At 62.6% G+C, this 22034-nt stretch carries 13 protein-coding genes; 8 read left to right on the forward strand and 5 right to left on the reverse strand.

The features are described 5' to 3' along the window. Window positions 1-12: 12 nt before the first annotated feature. Window positions 13-843: an SDR family NAD(P)-dependent oxidoreductase gene (locus PLANPX_RS14600; RefSeq protein ID WP_152099444.1), complete on the reverse strand. Its 831-nt coding sequence runs from the start codon at window positions 841-843 to the stop codon at window positions 13-15. 442 nt (window positions 844-1285) lie between these two features. Here PLANPX_RS14600 and PLANPX_RS14605 point away from each other — a divergent pair, with 442 nt between their 5' ends. From PLANPX_RS14605 to PLANPX_RS14615, 3 genes are read left to right on the forward strand one after another with little or no spacing between them, the layout of a single operon-like run. Continuing rightward, window positions 1286-3019: an Nramp family divalent metal transporter gene (locus PLANPX_RS14605; protein ID WP_152099445.1), complete on the forward strand. Its 1734-nt coding sequence runs from the start codon at window positions 1286-1288 to the stop codon at window positions 3017-3019. 40 nt (window positions 3020-3059) lie between these two features. After that, window positions 3060-4106, forward strand: a complete 1047-nt coding sequence (locus tag PLANPX_RS14610) for a sugar kinase (RefSeq protein ID WP_152099446.1) — start codon at window positions 3060-3062, stop codon at window positions 4104-4106. Between the two features lie 57 nt (window positions 4107-4163). Further along, window positions 4164-6224: an alpha-galactosidase gene (locus PLANPX_RS14615; protein WP_152099447.1), complete on the forward strand. Its 2061-nt coding sequence runs from the start codon at window positions 4164-4166 to the stop codon at window positions 6222-6224. Between the two features lie 143 nt (window positions 6225-6367). Here the strand turns inward: PLANPX_RS14615 and PLANPX_RS14620 are convergent, their stop codons facing one another. Further along, window positions 6368-7603, reverse strand: a complete 1236-nt coding sequence (locus tag PLANPX_RS14620) for a cytochrome P450 (RefSeq protein WP_152099448.1) — start codon at window positions 7601-7603, stop codon at window positions 6368-6370. A gap of 289 nt (window positions 7604-7892) precedes the next feature. Here PLANPX_RS14620 and PLANPX_RS14625 point away from each other — a divergent pair, with 289 nt between their 5' ends. The 3 genes from PLANPX_RS14625 (at window position 7893) to PLANPX_RS14635 (ending at window position 12377) form a co-directional block, all read left to right on the forward strand. Beyond that, the gene (locus PLANPX_RS14625) at window positions 7893-10229 is read left to right on the forward strand and encodes an alpha-galactosidase (RefSeq protein ID WP_152099449.1); all 2337 of its coding nucleotides are present in this window, start codon (window positions 7893-7895) and stop codon (window positions 10227-10229) included. Between the two features lie 65 nt (window positions 10230-10294). Next, entirely contained in the window at window positions 10295-11554 is a 1260-nt protein-coding gene (locus PLANPX_RS14630) for a hypothetical protein (RefSeq protein WP_152099450.1), read from the forward strand. Window positions 11555-11618: 64 nt separating this feature from the next. Then, entirely contained in the window at window positions 11619-12377 is a 759-nt protein-coding gene (locus PLANPX_RS14635) for a dockerin type I domain-containing protein (RefSeq protein WP_152099451.1), read from the forward strand. A 107-nt stretch (window positions 12378-12484) separates the two neighbouring features. Here PLANPX_RS14635 and PLANPX_RS14640 read toward each other — a convergent pair whose 3' ends face one another. Then, entirely contained in the window at window positions 12485-13159 is a 675-nt protein-coding gene (locus tag PLANPX_RS14640) for a bifunctional 4-hydroxy-2-oxoglutarate aldolase/2-dehydro-3-deoxy-phosphogluconate aldolase (RefSeq protein WP_152099452.1), read from the reverse strand. A 145-nt stretch (window positions 13160-13304) separates the two neighbouring features. Between PLANPX_RS14640 and PLANPX_RS14645 the strand changes: the two genes are divergently transcribed. Then, the gene (locus PLANPX_RS14645) at window positions 13305-13883 is read left to right on the forward strand and encodes an AAA family ATPase (RefSeq protein ID WP_152099453.1); all 579 of its coding nucleotides are present in this window, start codon (window positions 13305-13307) and stop codon (window positions 13881-13883) included. A gap of 52 nt (window positions 13884-13935) precedes the next feature. Then, window positions 13936-16020, forward strand: a complete 2085-nt coding sequence (locus tag PLANPX_RS14650; RefSeq protein WP_152099454.1) for an alpha-galactosidase — start codon at window positions 13936-13938, stop codon at window positions 16018-16020. 172 nt (window positions 16021-16192) lie between these two features. Here the strand turns inward: PLANPX_RS14650 and PLANPX_RS14655 are convergent, their stop codons facing one another. Next, window positions 16193-17494 carry a DUF1552 domain-containing protein gene (locus PLANPX_RS14655; protein ID WP_152099455.1) on the reverse strand — a complete coding sequence of 434 codons (1302 nt, stop codon included), beginning with the start codon at window positions 17492-17494 and terminating at the stop codon, window positions 16193-16195. Between the two features lie 54 nt (window positions 17495-17548). After that, window positions 17549-21718, reverse strand: a complete 4170-nt coding sequence (locus PLANPX_RS14660) for a DUF1592 domain-containing protein (protein ID WP_152099456.1) — start codon at window positions 21716-21718, stop codon at window positions 17549-17551. Window positions 21719-22034 lie beyond the last annotated feature (316 nt).

The raw sequence follows: 22034 nt of genomic DNA on the forward strand, positions 1-22034 counted from the left end.
TCGCGGAAACTCTTAAATATATTCCTTGCCGAATTGCACACCCGCGGCTCGCACCGGGGCTCGGAATTGCTCGCCAAACGGCATCCAAGAAGTCGTTCCGCCATCGACGACCAACGTTTGTCCGACGATAAATCTCGCGTCGTCAGACGCCAAGAATGCGGCCACGGCGGCGATATCGTCCGGGGTTCCGACGAAGCCTGCCGGGATGCCGCGCCCCACGGCCACCAAGTCGGCCTTGCCGCACGCCCGTTCGTGGCTTGGCACAGGAACGCAGCCCGGCGCGATGGCGTTGACGCGGACGCCCAGCGGAGCCAATTCGATCGACATCCCCCGCGTCATCGCAACGATCGCCCCCTTGGTGCCGGCGTAAATCGAGTGTTCCTGGAAGCCCTCAAACGCGTGGATCGACGACAGGTTGATCACTGCGCCATGGTTCTGTTTCAACGAGTCGAGCAACGACTGCGTGAGAAAATAGCCGCCGCGGACGTTCACGTCGTACATCCGGTCCCACTGCTCGGGAGTCGCCTCGGCAACGGGCGAATTGAAGGTGATGCCCGCGTTGTTGATCAGCACGTCGACTCCCCCGAGGTAGCCGAGCGCCCAGTTAGCGCACTCGCGAATCTGGCTGATTTCCCCCAGGTCCGCCTTGGCGAAATCGGCTTCGCCCCCGAGATCGCGGATCGCGGCCACGGTCTGCCGAGCGCCTTCGTCCGACGCATCGTAGTAGTGGACGGCGACCTTGGCGCCTTCGCGCGCACAACGAATCGCGATCCCTTGCCCGATGCCGGTGCCGGCGCCGGTGACGAGGATTCGCTTGCCCGCGAGTCTGTTCGAACTGCTCATGCCAAACGTGTTCCTGGCACGCCTTGAGCGTGCAATTCAATCGATCGATCAACAAGCCAAGCGGCGTGAGGGCTTCGGCGCCCGCGTTCGCCTATCGCTTGCTAGTACGGCAATCCTGCCAACGAATGAGTCACAGTGAAGAGTCGAATTCGATGCGGCGGAACCGATTGCCAAGCGGAAAATTACCCGGCACTGTTCCACCCGCGATCTAATCATCATATAATTGCGCGCAGGCTAGCCCTTGGCAAGAGCCTAGATTTTCCGACGCCATTTTTGTCTCATCGCTAGTTGCAGACGCATTTTTGCGGCGCGTCTCGGCAGCGCTACGACCTTACTGAGCGACGCCCATCGCTCGCCTTTTCGCGTTCCCTAGTCTCCATTCACTAACGGCAGATCGACGGCCCCGTCTCATCGGTTCCGCGATCTTCAGGCTAATCCCTTCGTGAGCGCAGTTCCAACTATCTCCGGCGTCGCAGGCGAGTCGTGCGCCCGAATTGCGGCCGAAGATGCGAATTGGCAGCCGCCGGAAACCTGCCTGCCGTCGTGGGGCGTCGCCGACTTGCCCGAGCCGACGCGGCTCGCTTGGTCCCAGTGGCGCAGCCTCATCGGCCCCGGCATCGTCATGATGGGCGTGCAGATCGGCGGCGGCGAATGGCTGTTCGGCCCCGAGATCACCGCCCGCTACGGCGGCGCGCTGATGTGGCTCGCCACGATCGCGATCGTGCTGCAGGTCTTCTACAACCTCGAAGTCGGCCGGTATGCACTCTACTGCGGCGAACCTATCTTCACCGGATTCCTGCGCACGAAGCCAGGCCCGCGGTTTTGGATCGCCTTCTTCCTGCTGCTGAGCATGGGGGCGATGGTGCCGGGCCTCGCGTTCCACGCCGCGTCGGTACTCACGGCGCTGTGGCTGAATGCTTCGCCGACCGAGGCCCACCGCGCGCATGTGGTGGGCGTCGCCTTCGCCTGCACCGCGTTGGCGTTCGTCCCGGTGCTGTTCGGCAAGAAGATCTACAACACGCTCCAAGCGATCATGACGCTCAAGGTCGTCTGCGTGCTTTCGTTCTGCGGGATCGTGAGCCTGCTGTTCGTCGACTGGCAGGCATGGATTGCCATTTTTTCGGGGTTTTTGCGGTTCGGCACAATCCCGTCGACGGACGCCGCCACGGGCGAATCGACGGTCAACGTCGCTCAGTATCTGGCGTCGAACGGCCGTTTCCCCGCCATTGGGCTTGGCGAAATGGCCGCCATCGGGGCGTTCATTGGCTACGCCGGCGGCGGCGGGCTGGGGAATTCGCTGTACGGAAACTTCGTCCGCGACAAAGGCTGGGGAAATGGCGCCAACGTCGGCGCCATCCCGAGCGCGTTTGGCGGGAAGAACATTTCCCTGGGGCACTTCGGCAAAGTCTTTACCGTTACTGCCGAAAACCTTCGCCGCTGGCGCGGGTGGTGGAAAGTGATCCTCGTCGACCAGGCGGCGATCTGGGCGCCTGGTTGTTTCGTCGGCATGGCGCTCCCCGCGCTGCTCTCGCTGCAGTTTGCCTCGCCGCATCCCGCGGCGGAAGCGGCCGCTAAACCGGTGCCTGCCGCCACCGCCGTTGACCAGGCAGAGCCCGCGGCCGCCAACAACGTCGCAACGCCGGCTGCCGTTCCCAATCCCGCTCAAAACTTTCAATGGGCCGCGGCAATGACGACGGCCGAAGGCATGCGCCGCGACGTCCGGTTGAGTGCTGGAGCCGGCCAATTCCTCTGGACGGCGACGTTGATCGCGGGACTGCTCGTGCTGCTGCCCAGCCAGATGTCCGTGGTCGATGAGGTTTGCCGGCGCTGGACCGACGTTATCTGGTCGGCCAGCCCCCGCGTCCGTGAACAAATGCACGGCGGCGAGGTCAAACGCATCTACTACACCCTCGCCGCCTGCTATTTCGTCTGGTGCCTGGGAACGCTTTATCTGTTCGGCGCCTACGGCACGCCCCGCCTGATGACTTTGGTCATCGGCAACCTCGGCAATCTGGCGCTGGCCGTCACGTCGTTCCACATGCTGTGGATCAACACGCGGTGGTTGCCTCCAGCGATACGCCCCGGCATGGTCGCCCGAGTCGGGCTGTTCTGCTGCGGATGTTTTTACTTGGCAGTCGCGGCACTCGTTTTTTACCAGACAGTGTTGGCGAAGTGACTCGAATCAATTGTTACCCAGGGCTAGGTAAGCCCGCACCATGTTCGGAATCGATATGAGCGAAACGTCGCGCAAAGTCGCCCTGTTCGGCGAGTTGCTGATGCGGCTGGAAACAGAGCGGCAACTGCGATTCGTGCAGGCGAATTCCTTCGAAGTCGGCTACACCGGCGGCGAAGCGAACGCCGGCGTCGTCCTGTCGCGGTTCGGGGTCGAAGCCCACCTCGTGAGCGCCGTGCCCGACAACGAGCTTGGCCTCGCCTGCACGAACCACATGCGCCGCTACGGGCTCGACGTGAGTGGCGTCCAAAAGCGCGGCTCTCGGCTCGGGCTATTTTTCTTGGAAACTGGCGCAGGCCATCGGTCCACGCAGGTGGTTTACGACCGCGCGGGCAGTTCGTTTGCGACGCTCAAGCCGGGGGATATCCCCTGGCGCGAGGTGCTCGCCGGCAAAGACTGGTTTCACTTCACCGGCACCGCTCCCGCACTTTCCGCGAACTTGGCGGCGCTAACGCTCGAAGGCTGCCGCGTCGCCAATGAGTTAGGCATTACCGTCAGCTGCGACATCAACTACCGCAGCGCGCTGTGGTCGATCGAAAAAGCTCGCGAAGTGATGAGCCAGATCGTCAAGCACGTCGACGTGCTGGTGGCCAACGAAGAACACGCCCGCCTCATTCTGGGCGCCCCCGAAGCGGCTACCGAATTCACCGACGTCTTCGACGCTCGGCGATACGATCCGATCGTGCGTTACCTCCGCTCCGAGTACCAACTCAAGGCGACGGCCCTGACCATTCGCGCGGGCGACACCGCCGACGAAACGACAATTGCCGCCGTCCTCGACGACGGACAACAGGCCGTCGGTTCCAGAAAGTACACGATCCGCCCGCTCGACCGCATTGGCGGCGGCGACGCGTTCACCGGCGCTCTCATTTACGGCCTGCTGCGGTCGCGCCCGGCGCAAGAAGTCGTCGACCTGGCCGTCGCCGCCAGCAACCTGAAGCACACCGTACGCGGCGATTTTGGCCACTTTTCGTTGTCCGAAGCCGAATCGCTAGCCCGCAGCGGCCCAGACGGTCGCGTCCGCCGCTAAGCAAACGCCGCCGCCTCTTCCAGAGTCTTCCACTTGTCAGTCCCAAGAGAAGAAGCCATGAAACTACCAATATTGTTAGCCTGCTTGCTGCAGCTTTGCCTCGCTGCCGGCGCGATCGGCGACGACGCCCCATTCGTTCGCGAAGGCGAGCGAGGAACGGCCCGCGCCTGGTTTGAAGAACGGTTCGGCGCCGACGTTTCGAAGCTGCCGTTCAGCTTCACTGTCGGCGGCGAAAAGTCGACCGATGTGCTGCAACGCGCGAAGGTCGACTCGCAAACCGAACAAGTCGGCGATACCCAAACGAAGCGCACCATCACCTGGACCGACGAGAAGACGCATCTGGAAACGAAGGTCGTCGCCGTTCAGTACGCCGACTTCCCGAATGTGGAGTGGACGGTTCATTTCAAGAACACCGGCGAGGGCGACTCGCCCATCATTGCCGACGTCGAAGCGGTCGACGTTAACCAAGCCGTCCCAGCCGAGGCGTCGACAATCCTGCACCACCTGAAAGGTTCGCGGGCGGCACCGAACGATTTTGAGCCCTACGAAATGGGCCTGACGATGCGAACGGCCGCCACCTTCCGCTCAGCTGGCGGCCGCGGCACGAACGGCAGCTGGCCCTTCTTCAACGTCAACTGGGGCGACCAAGGCCTTATTGTTGTCCTCGGGTGGCCGGGGCAGTGGAACCTCTCCCTCGAACGCGACGGGGCAGGGGGACTGGCCATTCGCGGCGGGCAAGAGAGCACCCACTTCAAACTCCATCCCGGCGAAACGGCCCGCACGCCGCTCGCGGTGTTGCAGTGGTACGAAGGCGACTGGGTCCGCGGGCAAAACGTTTGGCGCCGCTGGATGGTCGCTCACAACGTTCCGCAGGTCGACGGCAAGCCGCCGAAGCCGCAGCTTGTCGCCTGCAGCTCGCATCAATTTGGCGAAATGATCAACGCCAATGAAGAGAATCAGAAGCAGTTCATCGACCGCTACTTGGAAGAAAAATTCCCGCTCGCCTACTGGTGGATGGACGCCGGCTGGTACGAAAACGACGGCGTGTGGACCACCACCGGCACCTGGGAAGTCGACAAGAAACGATTCCCGAACGGCCTCCGCGCCGTCACCGACCACGCTCACGAAAAGGGCGTGAAGGCGATCGTCTGGTTCGAACCCGAGCGCGTCGCTCCCAACTCGTGGCTCTACAAAGAGCGCCCGCAGTGGCTCCTGGCTCCGCCGAAGAACCCGGGCGATCAACTTTACGATGAAAATTGGCGCCTCCTCAACCTCGGCAACGACGAGGCCCGCGAGTGGCTCATCAACCACGTCAACGGGCTAATCAAGTCGGAAGGCATCGACCTCTACCGCCAAGACTTCAACATGGATCCGGTCCTCTACTGGCAAAACGGCGAACCGGAAGATCGCCAAGGCATGGCAGAGAACCATTATGTTTCAGGCTACCTAGCGTATTGGGACGCGATTTTGGCCGCCAATCCTGGCATTCGGATCGACACCTGTGCGAGCGGCGGCCGGCGGCTTGACCTTGAAACACTTCGCCGCAGCGTCCCGCTGGTGCGCAGCGACTGCTTGTTCGAGCCGACTTCGCAGCAGGCCCACACCTACGGCCTGTCGCTCTGGCTGCCGTACCATGGCACCGGCACGCTCGTTGGCAAGAGCGCCATCGGGCAAAATACCACCGAAGGAGTCAACGACTACGACTTCCGCAGCCACATGGCTTCCAGCGTCACGGCGTGCTGGGACATGCGCGACAAGTCGCTGAACTACGACGAGCTGCGAAAGCTCACCAGCGAGCTCGCCACGGTCGCGCCGTTCTACCAAGCCGACTACTACCCCGTCACGCCCCACACCCTCGCGACGTCGGCTTGGATTGCTTGGCAATTCAACCGCCCCGAAACGGGCGAAGCCGTCGTGCAGGCCTTCCGTCGGCAAGATAGCGTGGAGCCTGAACAACAGCTCAAGCTGCAAGGTTTGGATCCGAACGCCGGGTACCGCATTCAGGCCCTCGGAACCGACCAAACGTGGACGGCAAAAGGCAGCGACCTGATGGAGCACGGTCTGCAGGCGAAACTGCCGGAGAAGCGAAGCGCCGCGGTGTACCTGCTGACGAAGTAAGCGTCGGCGGCCGTCACCCAGAACTAGCGGCGAGCGGGGAAGAACTGATTGTCGCCAGTCGCCGATCATCAAAGATGCCGGCGACTGGCGACTTTCTAATATTCCTACCTCTGCCTGAGTGGAAGCGTCGGCCTCGACAGCTTTTAGAATTCGACGCGTAGCGAATGCAGCACGCGCGAGTTCCGCTTCGTGACGTCCCAATCGGCCTCGGAGTCGACTAGGCGAATCTCCGGCATGCGACGAAGGAGCGTTTCAAACACGATCGCCCCTTCCGCCCGCGACAGCGGGGCCCCGATGCAAAAGTGCACGCCGTAGCCAAACGCGATGTGCCGATTCTTCGTCCGGCGGATATCGAACACGTCGGGATCGGTGAAGTGCTCCGCATCGCGATTCGCCGAATTCAGCATCTGGAATAGCATCTGGCCGCCCGACAGCTCCTGGCCGCCAAGCACGGTGTCGTGCTTGATGACGCGCGGTTGGCGGGCCACGGGGCTTTCGTAACGCAGAATTTCTTCAATCGCCGCCGGCAACAACGCGCGATCTTGCTGGATCATCTGCCACTGGCTCCGATCGTGGAGCAGCAAATAGAGGCCGTTGCCAATGAGCGAAGTCGTCGTTTCGTGGCCTGCCACCAGCAGCGTGATGCAGGTGTTGATCAGTTCGTCTTGGGTAAGCCGCTCGCCCTCCGATTCTACGGCGACGAGTTGGCTGACGAGATCCTGCCCCGGCTCAACGCGGCGCCGGGCGATTAGCCGCGTCAGGTATTCCCGGGCTTCCACGAGCGCTTCCTGGGCTTGAGTCAGCACCTCAAACGCCGGCTTGTTGACTCCCTGGAAAGCGAGCAGCAGGTTGGACCACTTCTGGAAGTAATGCCGATCGCTCTGCGGCGCTCCCATAATTTCCGCGAGCACCGTCACCGGCACGGCGAACGCGAGTTGCTGGATCGCCTCCATCCCCCCTTCGCCGGCGACCTTGTCCAGCAAATCATCGACGATCTGCTGGATTCGCGGCCGCATCAGATCGATCATCCGCGGCGTAAAGGCCTTCTGGATGAGCGAGCGGAGCCGGGTATGGTCGGGCGGATCGGAATGAAGCAGCCCCTTCGTGCGGTAGTGATTTTGAAACCCGGTGAGTTTCGCCTTCGCTTCAGGCGGCAGGTAATCGACCGCCCGCCCCAATCGGCCTTCGTTCGAGTAGGTGCCCGTTTCCTTCATGGTGACGACGATGTCGTCGTACTTGGTGATTACCCACCCGCCGATCGCGTCGTTGTAGTGGACCGGGGCATTCTCGCGGAGCCACTTGAGTTCCGGGTACGGGTCGCGCAAAAACTCGGCGCTAACCAGGGCTTCAGGGCATAGGGTTGCACTATCGCGGTGCATGCGAGGACTCCTGAGAATATTGGCAATCGGCCAGATGCAGAATAGATGGCGTGAGACAGCCCAGAAAATTCGTGCTGGGCGCTTGGCAGCGACGCCTTAATTGTCATACAATTAACACGGCCGTCAAGTCGGATTTGCAGTCGACGGCTGTCGAGAATTTAACGGACCGCGTCCGATTCGAGGTCCGCTCATCGCGCCAATTGTTGGCGAAGTCTCGCGATCGATATTATATTACAAATCTAGAGTCATCGGACTCTGCTTTTCCGGAACATTGACGATCGGTCTCCTCATGCCCACTGCGACACCGCTGGCCGAACGGCCCTGCGCGAACAACGCGCGACCGAGACGCACGCTCCTTTCCCACGCTTGGCGCCTCGCGACGGCGTGGTTGCTGATCGTCGCCGTCGGTCACGCGCCTCAAGCGTGCGCCGAAGTGGCGCCGACTCCCGTCGAGTTGGAAATGACGTCCGTGTGGGTGCGCGAGAACCTGCTGTCCGCCACGCGCTTGCCTCCCTTCTCGTTCAAGTATGGCGTCGCAAACTCCTCGACGTTCCTCCGCACGTGGGCCCGCACCGTCCAGTCAACCCCCGGCGTGCTCTCGACCCAACACGTCGTCACTTGGACCGACCCCGCACAGCTGTTGCGTATTCGCTGCGAAATCGTTGAATACCACGACCACCCCGCCGTCGAGTGGACCGTCTATTTCAAAAACATCGGCGCCGCCGATACGGCCATCTGCCAGGACATCCTCGGCTTCGATTTCCAGCTGGCACGAACCAATCGGTTCGAGTACATGCTGCACGGCATCTACGGCGACTTCATGACGGCGGATAGCTATCGTCCCTACACCCTCACGATGGATCCGGGGTTCACGAAGACGTTCGCGCCGTACGCCTTCTCCGGCAAGTCCTCAGATGGGCCGGACGGGTGGCCGTATTTCAATCTCCAATTACCCGGCGGCGGCATGATGATGGCCATCGGCTGGCCGGGGCAGTGGGCCTGTTCCTTCACGCGCAACGGAACCAACGGACTCAGCATCAAGGCCGGGCAACAATTGACCCGCATGTATCTCAAGCCGGGCGAAGAGGTTCGCACTCCGCTCACCGCGCTGCTCTTTTGGCGAGGCGAAGACGTCGTCCGCTCTCAAAACCTCTGGCGCCATTGGTACGTCGATCACGTCCTGCCGCATTTCGACGGCCAGCCTCAGCAAGCGGTCCGGCAGATCCAAGTCAGCGGCTACCAAGCCAATAACCTCTACGCCTTCCTGGTGAAAGGAATCGTCCCCGATATCTGCTGGCGAGACGCCGGTTGGTATCCGGTAAGCCAAGGGCCCTACACGGGCGATCTCCAGTGGCTCAACACGGGAACGTGGGAGATTAACAGGACGCTCTATCCGCGGGGCTTTCGCGCGTTCTCCGACTACGCGCGCTCCAGCGGTTCGTCGTTCTTGCTCTGGTTCGAGCCGGAGCGCGTCGGATCGCCCAACTCCTTCCTCGGTCAACGCCCCCAGTGGCTGCTGCCCGCCACGTCGACGACGGTCGGCGATATTCTCAACCTCGGCAACCCCGAGGCGCTCGACTGGTTGATCAATCACATCGACGACATGATCAACACCGAAGGGCTCGACTGGTACCGCGAAGACATGAACGGCAACGGCCCGTTGCCGGCGTGGCGCAATGCAGATTCTTCGACTCGCCAGGGCATCACCGAGAATTTCTACGTCCAGGGCCATTTGGCGTTCTGGGACGAATTGAAAGCCCGGCATCCCGCGCTGCGCATCGATTCGTGCGCCTCGGGCGGGCGGCGAAATGATCTGGAAACAATGCGGCGCGCCGTCCCATTGGTGCGCAGCGACTTCCAGTTTCCTGACATGGCGGGGGTCGTCGAAGGCAACCAATGCCACATCTACGGCCTCTCGCGCTGGCTCCCCTTCCACGGCACCGGCTCTTACCTGTACGACCCGTACTCGTTTCGGAGCTTTTACGGAGCCTGTTTCGGAATGGGCGGTTTGACCGAAGAAAACACTGCCGCCCAACAGCAGGCCTACGCCGAGATCAAGCAGATCGGCAATTACATGCTCTTCGGCGACTACTACCCGCTGACGCCTTATTCGTTGGACAACAACGTCTGGATGGCTTGGCAGTTCAACACGCCGTCATCGAACCAAGGCTGCGTGCAAGTCTTCCGGCGTCAGAACGCTACGAGTTCGTCGATCACCCTGCAGTTGAACGATCTGGATCCCAATCAGCTCTACCAGGTCAAGAATTTCGACTCGCCGACGCTGCTTTCCAAAACCGGAGCGGAATTGATGAACCCTGGATTGACCGTAACGCTGCCCGCGAAGGGCTCGGCGGTCTTCCAGTATCAACCGCAAGCTGCAGCAGCGATCGTGGCCGAGGACGAGGACGAACCTACCCCGCCGGCGGCGCTCGAGCGTACCGCACCGAGCAAGCGTTTCCGCGGACCGATTCTTCGCACCTCGCCCAACCCGGCCGGCGGCATCGCCCAGCGACCGCCGACGTCGACCAAGAAGCGCACCCTGCCGGTTCGTCCCGAGGTGGAAGAGCGACTCAAAGGTTCCAAAACGCTCAAACGCGCCACGGCGACCCACGCCCAAGACGGCTAGAACGAGCAAACTTGCCCTGGCGACTGCAGCCAAAATGATTCAATAGCGACATTGATTGGCGGAACATGATGAAGCACCTCGCGTCCTTGGCGTTTGCGTTGGCAATGAGCGGCACGCTGGCTCATGCGCAACTCCCTACTGGCGACCTGCGGCTCTGGCTGAAGGCCGATTCGCTCAATCTGGCCGAGGACGGAAAAGTCACGCAATGGGTCGATTCGTCTCCGTACGGCACAGTCTTCGCGCCGCGCACGACCGCCGAACCGAACGGTCCTTACGCCGGCGGCCCCATCGAAGAGTACCCGCATCTGCAGACGGTGACCGTTAACGGAAAATCGTTCCCGACGGTCAAGTTTGAGCGTAGCGGCACTGCGGTCGGCAACCCTGCCGTCGATCGTTCCGGCAGCGCCGACCGGCTCTTTCAGGTGACCAACCGCACCCCGGGATCCGATCCGCTGGCGATCGGCGACGGCACGAGCGTCACCTCGTTCACCGTGATGAAGCCCAACGTCACCACCGCCGGCACGTTGGGAGTGCAGGCCGTCTGGGCGAAGCGCGGAAACGACGCCTCATTGCTTGAACTCGGGATCAGTACCAACGGCCGCTACAACTACGTCACGTACGATTCAGTTACCGAATACCGGGCGACCAATGCCGCGACGGCAAACAAGTGGCAGATCGTGGGCCAGAACATCGTCGAAGCGGGCGCCAACGATCCGGTGAAGTTTTTCGTCAACGACACCGAGAACCCCACTTCTCCGTTCGCGCTCAATCCTGTCTCGTCGAACGGCGGCGTCATCTCCGACCGCAACGACGGCATCAACAACGATCCGGTGGGAGTCGTCGAGCCGTTCGGCATCGGCGGGCACGGCCAAGACTGCTGCGGCGAAGGCGAGACATTCTCCGGCAATATCGCTGAAATCATCATCTACGGACGCACGCTGTCCGTTGCCGAGACGACCCAGGTTTACTCGTACCTCACCGCAAAATACCTCGGCGGCGTGACGCCCCTGGCCGGCGATTACAATGGAGACGGCATCGTCGACGCCGGCGACTACGTCGTGTGGCGCGACAATCTCGGGCAGTTCATGGGGCTAACCAACGAAAACCCATTAGCCGCCACTGAGGGCTTCGTCGACGAAGAAGACTACGACTATTGGGTCGCCAACTACGGCATGACCGCTGCGGGGCTGGCGAACAGCCTCAGCGTTCCCGAACCGGCCACGAGCGGACTCGCCGCATTGATGGGCGTTGCCGCGGTTGCCGGACGCCGTGCTCGCGTGCGGAGGCATCGCGAATCAACAAATCATCGGGCCAAGAGCGTCTGACTGACGCTGAAGTCACCGATCTCGCGAAGCCACCGAACAGCACCTGACCAGAATCGACGTGAGCATGCGACTACTTTTGACGATCACCCTCGGCTTCGCACTCGTCGCCGCTTCGGCGGCCGACGCAGCCCAGTTCTCGCTCCGGTACATCGGGCTGAGCAGTCCCGGGCAACATGCCTGGCAGGTGCTGCTGCAACCCGACCAAGCAAGCGCAGCGGCCGTTGAAATTGGGATGCAGTTCACCGGCGGATCGATCCTCAGCCTGCAACCGAACCTCGACGTCTTCGACGACGCCAATCCCGGGCAGAATCCGTTCACTGGCACGGTGACCATTGGCGCCTCCGTGCAAAACAGCGGCGCCGCGGCGTTTGCCGCGCTCGGCGGCGTCATTCCCGCGGTGCAGCAGACGCTCGTGATGACCGTCATGACGAACGGCCCGGGAACGCTCAGTTTGGGCGGCCAGAATCACAACGGCTTCTTCACCGGCGCCCGCGTCTGGCAGGGGGCGACTCCCGTCAACGGCCTCACGGCTTCCCTGCAAGTCACGGGAACCGAGGCCGACTTCAATCAGAACGGCGTCGTCGATGGCGCCGACTTCCTCATCTGGCAACGCGGCTCCGGCCTCGCGAGCGGCGCCACCCGCGCCCTCGGCGACGCTAATGCCGACGGCGCCGTGAACCAGTTCGATCTCAACATCTGGCGCGGCCAATACGGGGCCACGACGAGCCCGCCCGTCGCTGCCGTTCCCGAACCGGCAACGCTCGGCGGCGCACTGCTGGCGGCAGCGTCGTTCCTGCCGCTAGCCAGAAAACGTCGTCGCTAAAGAAATGAAAGCCACCGGCTCCGCCGGTGGACGAAGTGCTAGTTCGCTATGCTCTTGCTTCGTCCACCGGCGAAGCCGGTGGCTTTCAAACTCACTGCAGGTCAGCGTTACTTCCGCCGTACGCTAGCCACGTGCGTCATGAACTGCTTCGTCCGCTCGGAAATCGCGTCGAAATTCCCTTCACGCATGAGCTTCTTGTCGACGAGCAAACTGCCGACCGCCACGGCGAACGCGCCAGCGCTGAAGAAATCCCCCACCGTTTCAAACGAAACGCTGCCTGACGGCAACAGCGGCACGTTCGGCAGCGGCCCGGCCAAATCACGCAGGTAGGTGGCCCCGCCAATCGAAGCGGGAAACACCTTCACGATGTCGGCGCCGGCTTTCACCGCAGTGCGAATTTCGGTCGGCGTGTAGGCGCCCGGGATGGCGGCAATGCCTTGCTTGCGGCAAACATTGATCACGTCGATTTCAATCGAGGGCGAGATCAAGAACTCCGCCCCGGCGGTAATCGCCGCTTCCGCTTCGTCGCTTTCGAGGACCGTTCCCGCCCCCAGCAAAATCTCCTCGCGGCTGTATCGGCCGGCCAATTCTTGGATGAGTTCAATCGCTCCCGGGGTCGTTAGCGTAATCTCGATGGTACGCAAACCGCCGGCGATGAGCGCGCTGACGGTATCGAGAACGGTTTCGGCCTCATTGGCGCGCACGACGGCGACGACGCCCTCCTGATGCAATTCGTCGATAACTTGCTGCTTCGGCCGGTGGGCGAGTGATTGGCGTTTCATTGAACCTGATGAGCGGGCGAAAGTGGTTTGTGACGAGGAGTGATCAATCTTCCGACAAGCATTATCAACCGCCGCCAATTATAATACAATATGACGATCGACGTGACGCTGAGTTCCTGCCCCCCCCAGCGACTTTTCACCGCGGATGCCACACTCCCTCATACTCGTCGCCGGATACGCTGGCAGCGGCAAGACCCGCGTCGGCAACGATATTGCGCGGCAGTTGCCCGCCTGCTACCTCGATAAAGATACCCTCGGCACGCCCTTCGTGGAGCGCCTATTGGTGGCGCTGCAGCAGCCGCCCGGCGACCGCGACAGCCCGATTTACCGCGCCGAAATTCGGCCGCTCGAATACGAAGCGCTCGTCGCAACCGGACTCGAAGCGGCTGCCCTCGGCTCCGACGTCGTGCTGTCGGCGCCATTTCTCGTTCAACTCGTCGACCCGCAGTGGGTGGGCGACCTGCAGCGGCAAGCCCGCGACGCAAAAATCAAACTGCAAGTCGTGTGGGTCGCCAGCGACCATGCCACGCTGCGGCGCCGCATGTCGCAGCGCGGGTCGGTTCGCGACCACGCCAAACTCGCCGACTGGGAAGCCTACGCCGCCAACGTCGACGTGTCGCTGGACCAGCAGTTTGCAGTTGAGAGCTGGCGGTTCGACAACTCCGAGCAGGCTGACTACTCCGCGGAACTAACGCGGCTGCTCGCGCACTTGCGCAGCCGTTAAACAATTTTTCTTTTCACCGATCACTCGTCACTGTTCTTGTTTGGGAGAAACAATGAGTTACTCGCGAAGTGAACTTTTACAGGCGCTTTGTCGCCGAGCGTTACTGCTGCTCGCCGGCGCGCTGCTCGCGTGCCAAGCAGCGACCGCTCTAGCCGTCGCACCGACGGCGGAAGAACTCGCCGCCGAATCGTCCTGGGTGAAGGAACAACTCCTGCAAACGACGAAGGCCCCGCCGTTCTCGTTCAAGTACGGCTCCGACAAGCCCGCGGCGTTCTACAAGTCTTGGGACCGCCAAGCCAGCGAAAAGAAGCTCGACGACAATCGCACGGAGCACGTCATTACTTGGACGCACAAGGCAAGTGAACTTCAAGTCCGCTGCGTCGCCGTAACCTACAGCGATTTCCCCGTCGTCGAATGGACGGTCTACTTCAAGAACCTCGGCAAGAAGGCGACGCCGCTGTTGCAGGGCATTCAGGGCCTCGACCTGACGCTGAAGGAATCCAGCAAGTACGTCCTGCACGGCATCAAGGGCGACTTCTGCACGGCCGATAGCTTCGAACCATTCCGTCTGGAACTCACCGAAGACTTCTCCAAGAAGTTCGCGCCGTACCCTTACTCCGGCAAATCGTCGGATGGGCCCGATGGCTGGCCGTATCACAACCTGCAAACCGAAGATGGCGGGATGATCATCGCCGTCGGCTGGCCCGGCCAGTGGGAAAGCAGCTTCACGCGGCTGGGTAAAAAAGGGCTGCGAGTCACCGCCGGCCAACAGCTGACGCACCTCGTCTTGGAACCAGGCGAAGAGATTCGCACGCCCCTCATCGCGCTTTTGTTCTACCAGGGCGACGACGTCGTCCGCGCCCAGAACTTGTGGCGCCGTTGGTACTTGGCCCACGTCATCCCGCAGGTCGATGGCAAGCCGCAGGGACCGCTCAAGCAGATTCAGGTCGGCGGCAACGATTCGAGCTATGCCCAAAGCTTCCTCGATGCGGGCGTGCAGATCGATCTCTGCTGGCGCGACGCCGGCGGCGCGAACACCTGGTACCCCAGCGATAAGGGCCCCTACGCCCCCAAGGAAGGCGAGCCGAACAACCAATGGCTCAACACCGGCACGTGGGACATTGATCGCACCAAGTATCCCGATGGCTTCAAGCCGTTTAGCGACTGGTGCCACGAGCACGGCATCCAGTTCCTGCTCTGGTTCGAACCGGAGCGCGTCGGCTCGCGCGAAACCTTCCTCGGGCAACATCCCGAATGGCTGTTGCCGGCCACCGACATGACCGTCGGCGACATCTTCAACCTCGGCAACCCCGAAGCCTTGGCTTGGCTCATCGATCACATCGATGGGATGATCAAGTCCGAAGGGCTCGATTGGTACCGTGAAGACATGAACGGCAACGGCCCGCTCACCGCATGGCGCGCCGCCGACGCTGAGAACCGGCAGGGGATCACCGAGAACTTCTACGTTCAAGGTCACCTGAAGTTCTGGGACGAGATCGTGCGTCGCAACCCCGGGCTCTCGATCGATTCCTGCGCCTCGGGCGGCCGCCGCAACGACCTGGAAACGATGCGTCGTTCGGTCCCACTTCTCCGCAGCGACTTCCAGTTCCCTGGCTCGCAGCAAAACGTGTTCGACGGCAACCAATGCCAAACCTACGGCCTGTCGAGCTGGTTGCCGTTCCAAGGGACCGGCTGCTACCTGTACGAGCCGTACGAACTGCGCAGCTTCTACCTGCCGCTGTTCGGCATGGGCGGGCTCGCCCCGGAAAACCACGAAGCGCAAGTGACGGCGTACAAGGAATGCGAGCAAGTCGCCCCGTCGATGCTGCTCGGCGACTACTACCCGCTAACGCCGTACAGCCTCGCCCCCGACGTCTGGATCGGCTGGCAGTTCAATCGTCCGGAAGTCGGACAAGGGGCCGTCCAGGTCTTCCGCCGCCAAGATGCAAAAGAGTCGTCCGTTCGCCTCAAGCTGCAGGGCCTCGACCCCGCGGCCGAATATGAGGTGACCGATCTCGACAAAGGAACGAGCGTTCACTCCGGCAAGTCGCTCATGGACGAAGGCCTGCAAGTGGAACTCGAACCGCGCAGTGCGGCGATCTTCCTCTACAAGCCGAAGGCAGAGCATGGGGGTTAGTCGCTAGCCCCGGGCTCCGCGTTGATATGAATGTTGTGGCTCCCTCCCCCTTGAGGGGAGGGTTGGGGAGGGGGTGGAACGTTGGTACACGCTTCGCTCACCCCTCCCTAGCCCTCCCCATCAAGGGGAGGGGACCACATGATTTCGCGTTCTACGAGTCTCCACGCCGCGATCAGACTTCGTCTAGCGGCGTGGAGGCGTCTCCAAACTTCTCCGGACGCCCGCCCATCTTGTCCATCATCGACAAGTACAGGCGGCACATCTGCCGTTGCTCGGCGCCCCGGTAGTCAAGCACGCGGCCCGTGTTGATCTTGCCGCCGCCCCGGCCCACGAGAATGACGGGAAGCTCGTCGTTGTTGTGGTTGCCCGTCATCATGCTCGAACAGAACATGAGCATCGAGTTGTCGAGCGCCGTCCGTTCGCCTTCCTGAATGCCGTCGAGCTTGCCCGCGATGTAGGCGACCTGCTCCAGGAAGAACTGATTCACCTTGAGCCAATCGGGCGTGTCGGTGTGCGACAGCAAATGGTGGATCATGTAGTCGACGCTCAAGTGCGGGAACCGCAGCGACGAGTGATCGTTGTTTAGCTTGAGCGTACAAACCCGCGTCGTGTCGGTCTGGAAGCCGAGCACCATGATGTCGCACATCAACCGCACGTGATCGGCGAGGTTCTGCGGAATTCCCTCCGCCGGCCGCGGGATGTTGGGCGTCTGCAACGTGGGACGCCAGCCCTGCAGTTCGCCCTGTTTGCCGGCCCGCTCGATCCGCATTTCGACGTCGCGCACCGAGTCAAAATACTCGTCGAGCTTCTGCCGGTCGCTGGAGCTAACGACCCGTCGCACGTCGTGCGCATCTTCCATCACCGCGTCGAGAACGCTGACGTCGCCGCGGTTAACCTCGTCCTTGAATAGCCGGTCGAACGCAAGCGAAGGATACAGTTCCAACGGCGTCGGCGTGGTCGGCGACGACCACGAAATGTGCGAGCTGTAGAGCATCGAGTAGTTCTGATGCACCGAGGGATTCGGCGGCTCGCAGCCGAGCACCAAGCTTGAAACCTTCGTCGACCGCCCATAGGTTTGGGCGAGGTATTGATCGACGCTAATTCCCGACCGCACCTCGCCGCCCGAAGCGAGCGGCGCCCCCGACAGCAGGTTGCCGGTCTGCGAGCTGTGGATGTTGCCCTTGCGAGCTTCTTCGTTGTACAGCCCCTGGATGAACAGCAGCTTCTCGCGATGAGCGTGCAGCGGCGCGAGCACGCCGCCGAGCTCCATCTCCGCGCCGGCCCCCTTGGCCCACCACTCCTTCGAGTGAAAGCCGTTGCCGGAGAACATCACGCCCAGCCGCACGGGAGGCTCGGCCGCCGCGGCGCCAGCGCTTTCCTGCGCCCACGCAGAGACCGATTCCAGCCACGGCAACGCCATGCTCACGCCGATGCCGCGCAACATCGTGCGGCGAGAAATTGGTCGACTACGCATTGTCCGCCTCCGTTTTTTATTGGAGTTTCAATGTGTTGTTAGAACGTCGTGGGCTCAAAAAGTCGTCGGCGCCGTCACGTTCGCGCCGCTTCTGATCTCGCGAAATTGCTTACTGTCGACGATCAGTTCGATCGCCACGCCGACTTTGAAATCGTTCGCCTTCAATTCTTCCGTCATCCGCGTCAGCAGCGGATCGTCCGACAGCTGAACCTCGCGCCCGAGAGCGTAGCCGAGCAACTTGCGGCAGAAATGCCGCACGAACTCGTCGCGCCGATTAGTGCTCAAATAGGCCCGCAAGCTGTCGGCTCCGTTCACCGGCGTCCCGTCGGGCAGCGTCGCCGCGGCGTCGATCGGATGCCCGGCGGCATCCGCGTCGCGACGCCGACCGATCGCATCGTACTGCTCGAGCGCAAACCCAAACGGATCGATCCGGGCGTGGCAATTCATGCAGGCCGGATCGCGGGCGTGCCGCTCCGTGAGCTGCCGTTCAGTCATCCCTTCAGGGATCTCATCGTCGAGCGGCGGGACGTCCTTGGGGGGCGGCGGCAAGGCCTCGTCCAGCACGACGCTCGTCAGCCAGTTGCCCCGCAGCACCGGGCTCGTTCGCGATGCGCCCGATTGCTTGGCAAGCACAGCGCCCAGCCCCAGCACGCCGCCGCGGCCATAGGCCCGCACGCCGTCGACGCGCCGCCAAGCCTCGCCTTCGACGCCCGGAATGCCGTAATGCGCCGCCAGTTCGGCGTTGAGGAACGTATGATCGCTGTCGAGCAATTCCACCATCGACCGATTGTTCTGGAATAGGTCGGTGAAGAGCTGAATCGCTTCCTCATACATCGGCTCCCGCACCTCAGCAAAGGTCGGGAAGAGCCGCTCGTTTTTCTCGTCCAACTTGTCGAACCCGTGAATGTTCAGCCACTGGCAGCCGAACTCCGTCGCCAGCTGCCTTACACGGGCGTCCGCGAGCATGCGTCGCGTTTGCCCCAGCAGTTCCTCGCGCTGGCTCAAGCTGTTCGTGCGAGCCGCCTCGTGCAATTGGGCGTCGGGCGGGCCTGACCACAGGAAGTAGCTTAGCCGGTTGGCCAACTGCGCGTCGCTGATCGTCCCTGATAGACCCTCCGCCGGCGCCGCTTCGACGCGGTAGAGGAAATTCGGCGAGATCAATACTCGCGCGATCAGCAGCCGCAGCGCCTCTTCGTGAGCCAGCTCCTCGGCCCGCAGATCGGCATACAGCGTCCGCAATTGCGCGACCTCGGCCTCGCTCAACGGCCGCCGGTACGCCGACGCCGCCCAGTCGACGATAGCGTCGAGTTGCAACGGCTCGCCTCCCCGTTGCTGCGCATGAAAGTCCTCGATCCGCTGATTCAACGTCCCGCGCATCGACTCAATATGCTTCACGCGCTCCGGTTCCACTTGGGTGGCGTACTCCAGCATTTGCTCGAAGGCGATCATTGTTTCTTCTGGTTCGTGGCTGACAAACGCCAGTTCCACCCACAAGCGATTCAGCTCTTCCTTCTCCGCGTCGTTCAGCATCAGCCGCACGAGCGGCGAGTCCTCCCGGTAGTGCAGGACCATCGAGATCACTTCGTCGACGGGGACGACTTGCAAATAACAAAGCGCCACCGGGAATAGCTCGCGGAACTCCCCGCACATCGCCTCCAGCTCTTGCCGCGATTGGCTCTCGGGAAGCGTGACGAACGGAATCTCCGGAAACGCCGCGGTGTCCGGCGGGCGCGTCGTCGTCGCCTGGAACTGCACCGTTGAGTTCGCACTCGCCTCGGCCAACTCCGCATCGACGGCAAACTCCGAACCCGCGGCCACCGTCTTCGGCAGCTGAATCTCGATGATTTGCCCCGTCTTGCCGCCGAGGCTTTCCTGCCCGATCTGGCCGCCTTCGGGCGTCTTCCCGAACAACGACACATCAACGCCGAGCGCCGCATCGTAGGCCGCGGCTTGCCCGCCCGGCGTCGCGGCGGCCTGCGACAGCAGCCCCGTCAGCAACGACTCTTCCTCGTTGTTCAGCACGGCCCGCAGCCGCTCGTTGGGGCTATCGCCAGCCGCTGGCGCCGAAGCTGAGAGCAGTTGCTGCAGTTCCGCCGCCAGCTGCTTTCGCTCCGCCGCATCGGCGGAAAGTTCCCAGCGGGCTAGCGCCGAATCGGCGGGAATCGGCGACAACGATCGATCGGCGGTCGACTCAAACGCAAATTGCCACACGTTCGCGTTACCGTAGAGATCCGCCCGCGGGTTCTCCTTCAGCACGTCGGCCTGAATCTCGTCGGTGAGATTCCAACGCTGCTCGCCGCTTTCGATGGTGAAATGGACCTCGGTCGAATCGCACGTGAACTCTCCGTCGCGCGGTCCCACGGCCAGCACGATCGCGTCCCCCTTCCGCAGCCGCAAACCAGCTGGGTAGCTCAAATCGGCAAGCTGGTCTCCGTTGGAAATCCCGGAACTGAGAATCTGCTTCGTCTTGCCGCGGCGAAGCTCCAGCGTCCAGTCGATGCCGTTGCCGCAGCCGGGGTGGGTGTCTTGCACCGACGCCGAAACCTTCGCCTCGCCGTCGACTGGGCTTCGCCAAACGACAAGCACGCGCTTCGTCGGCGCGGGATGCACGACGACGCTGTGCGGCGGATAGGTCGCCGGCGTGTGGGCCGTTTCATCAGACGAGTTCGCCAACACCGAAACGCCGTCGGGGGTCACCCAGCCTTTGACGAAGCCATACGTGCTGATCATCTCAATCCGCGTCGGAATCACTTCGCCCAAGTAAGGCGTTGCACCGGGTGTTTCGCCCAGGAACTGCCGCCAAGCAACGAGCGACACCGGCGAGATGCCATGCTTGCCGGCAACCTCCGCGACCGCGGCCGCATCCTCCGTCCCACCAAGCTCATCGACCGCCTCGAGGCACGCCCCCGTTTGCGAGAAGATCGACTCCCGCTCGCGGCGATACAACTCGTCCATCCGCCACGCATCCCGCAGCAAAATCTCCGGCCGGCCGGCGCGCACGAGCCGCGGCCGCCGCCACACGACCGATGCCGGCTTGCCGTCGGCGCTCGTCGCCGCCAGGTAAATTTTGCGGTCCTCGGCAGTCGCTTCGGCGCCGAGCGGCGTCCGCAGTTCATGCCGGCCAATAATCGGCGTCACCGGCTCTTGCCACATCGTCGGGGCGTTCGTTTGACCGATGCGGCCAATCGGATTGAACTTCCACAGCGCTCGCTGCCAGGCCCGCACCCGGTCGGCCACCCGCTGCGCGTCGCCCGCGGCCGCCGCGTTCCAGTGCTGCCGCACGTCGGTGAGGATGACGTTCTGCTCGTCCGCCGGTGCGTTCAGTTCCGTCCACAAGGCTTGCAAATACTTCGCGTTAAGCTGGTTAGCCGCCGCCACTTCCTCCAGCGTCTTCGCTCCCGATCGCAACGCGTCGCGTTCGGCCAGCGTTGCGGCAAAGTACCGCTCCAACGGCAAGATCCCCGCCCGCGTCTTATGGACCGCCTGCGGGCTGAAGGTGACGCCGCTCAAGTCTTCGTCGGCAAAGCGCTGATAAAATTCGCGAATCTTGCGAATGTACTCGTCGGTGTGGTCGAGGCTCGATTCGCCCGGTGAGAATCGCATCCCGGTCGGCGTGAAGACCGCGTGATTGGCAATCCCTTTGGCGGCATCGTAATACTTGCTCGCCAGCGCCGGCGACATGCCGAGCGCGTTGCCGACGTTCATAAAACCCTCGCCGGCGGCCCCGTCCGGCGGAAACTCTCGCACCGGATCGAGCGACGCGACTCCCGTAATCGCCCGCACCGTGTTCGCGTATTCAACATTGTTGAGCCGCCGCACGACGACTGGGCCCGGGTCGCCCGCATTGCTTTCGGCGCTCTTGGCGAGGAACCGCTCGATCGTTTGAATCAACGCCTTCCGCTCTTCGACCGTCGGCTGCTCGGCCTCGGGCGGCGGCATCAGCCCGCTCCGCAGGGCCTCCAACGGCTTCACCCACGCCGTCGGTTCGCCCACGATCCCCGCAGGCGTCGCCAGCGTCGTGAAATCGATGCCCGCTTCCGCCCCCTCGCCGACGTGGCAGTCGTAGCAGTAGGTTTCGAGCACATGCTGAATCCCCTCGCCGGCAACCGCCTCCGCCGGCGCGGTCTGCGGAGCCGTTTCCTCGGCGCACGCCACCCGCTCGCCGCGCATTCCCGCAAACGCCGCGAGGCACAGCGCAACTACCAGCCAGGGTTGGCGACTCAATAAAATGATTCTCGGAGCGGATCGTGTCACTGAAGGTCTCCGTAAGCGCTGCGTCGAACCTGTTCCGCGGTGAGGCCGTTCTCGAATCTGCTCAATGCCGTGTTGAAAAGCCCCGCAGGCGACCCGCGGGCGATGGCATCGGCTTCTTTATACTGCAGTACTCCGCGGGGGGGACAGCGCGCGGGAACGACGCAAGGCTGCGGTCGTTGTCTCCCGTTGCTGAAATCGACGCTGCTCGGTGAGTTCGAGCCGTACTAGCCGTACTGAAAGGAGGGGTGGGAAAAGCAGGAATGATCGAGGCGAGTAAAAACAGGCT

The sequence above is a fragment of the Lacipirellula parvula genome, assembly GCF_009177095.1.
Taxonomy (GTDB): domain Bacteria; phylum Planctomycetota; class Planctomycetia; order Pirellulales; family Lacipirellulaceae; genus Lacipirellula; species Lacipirellula parvula.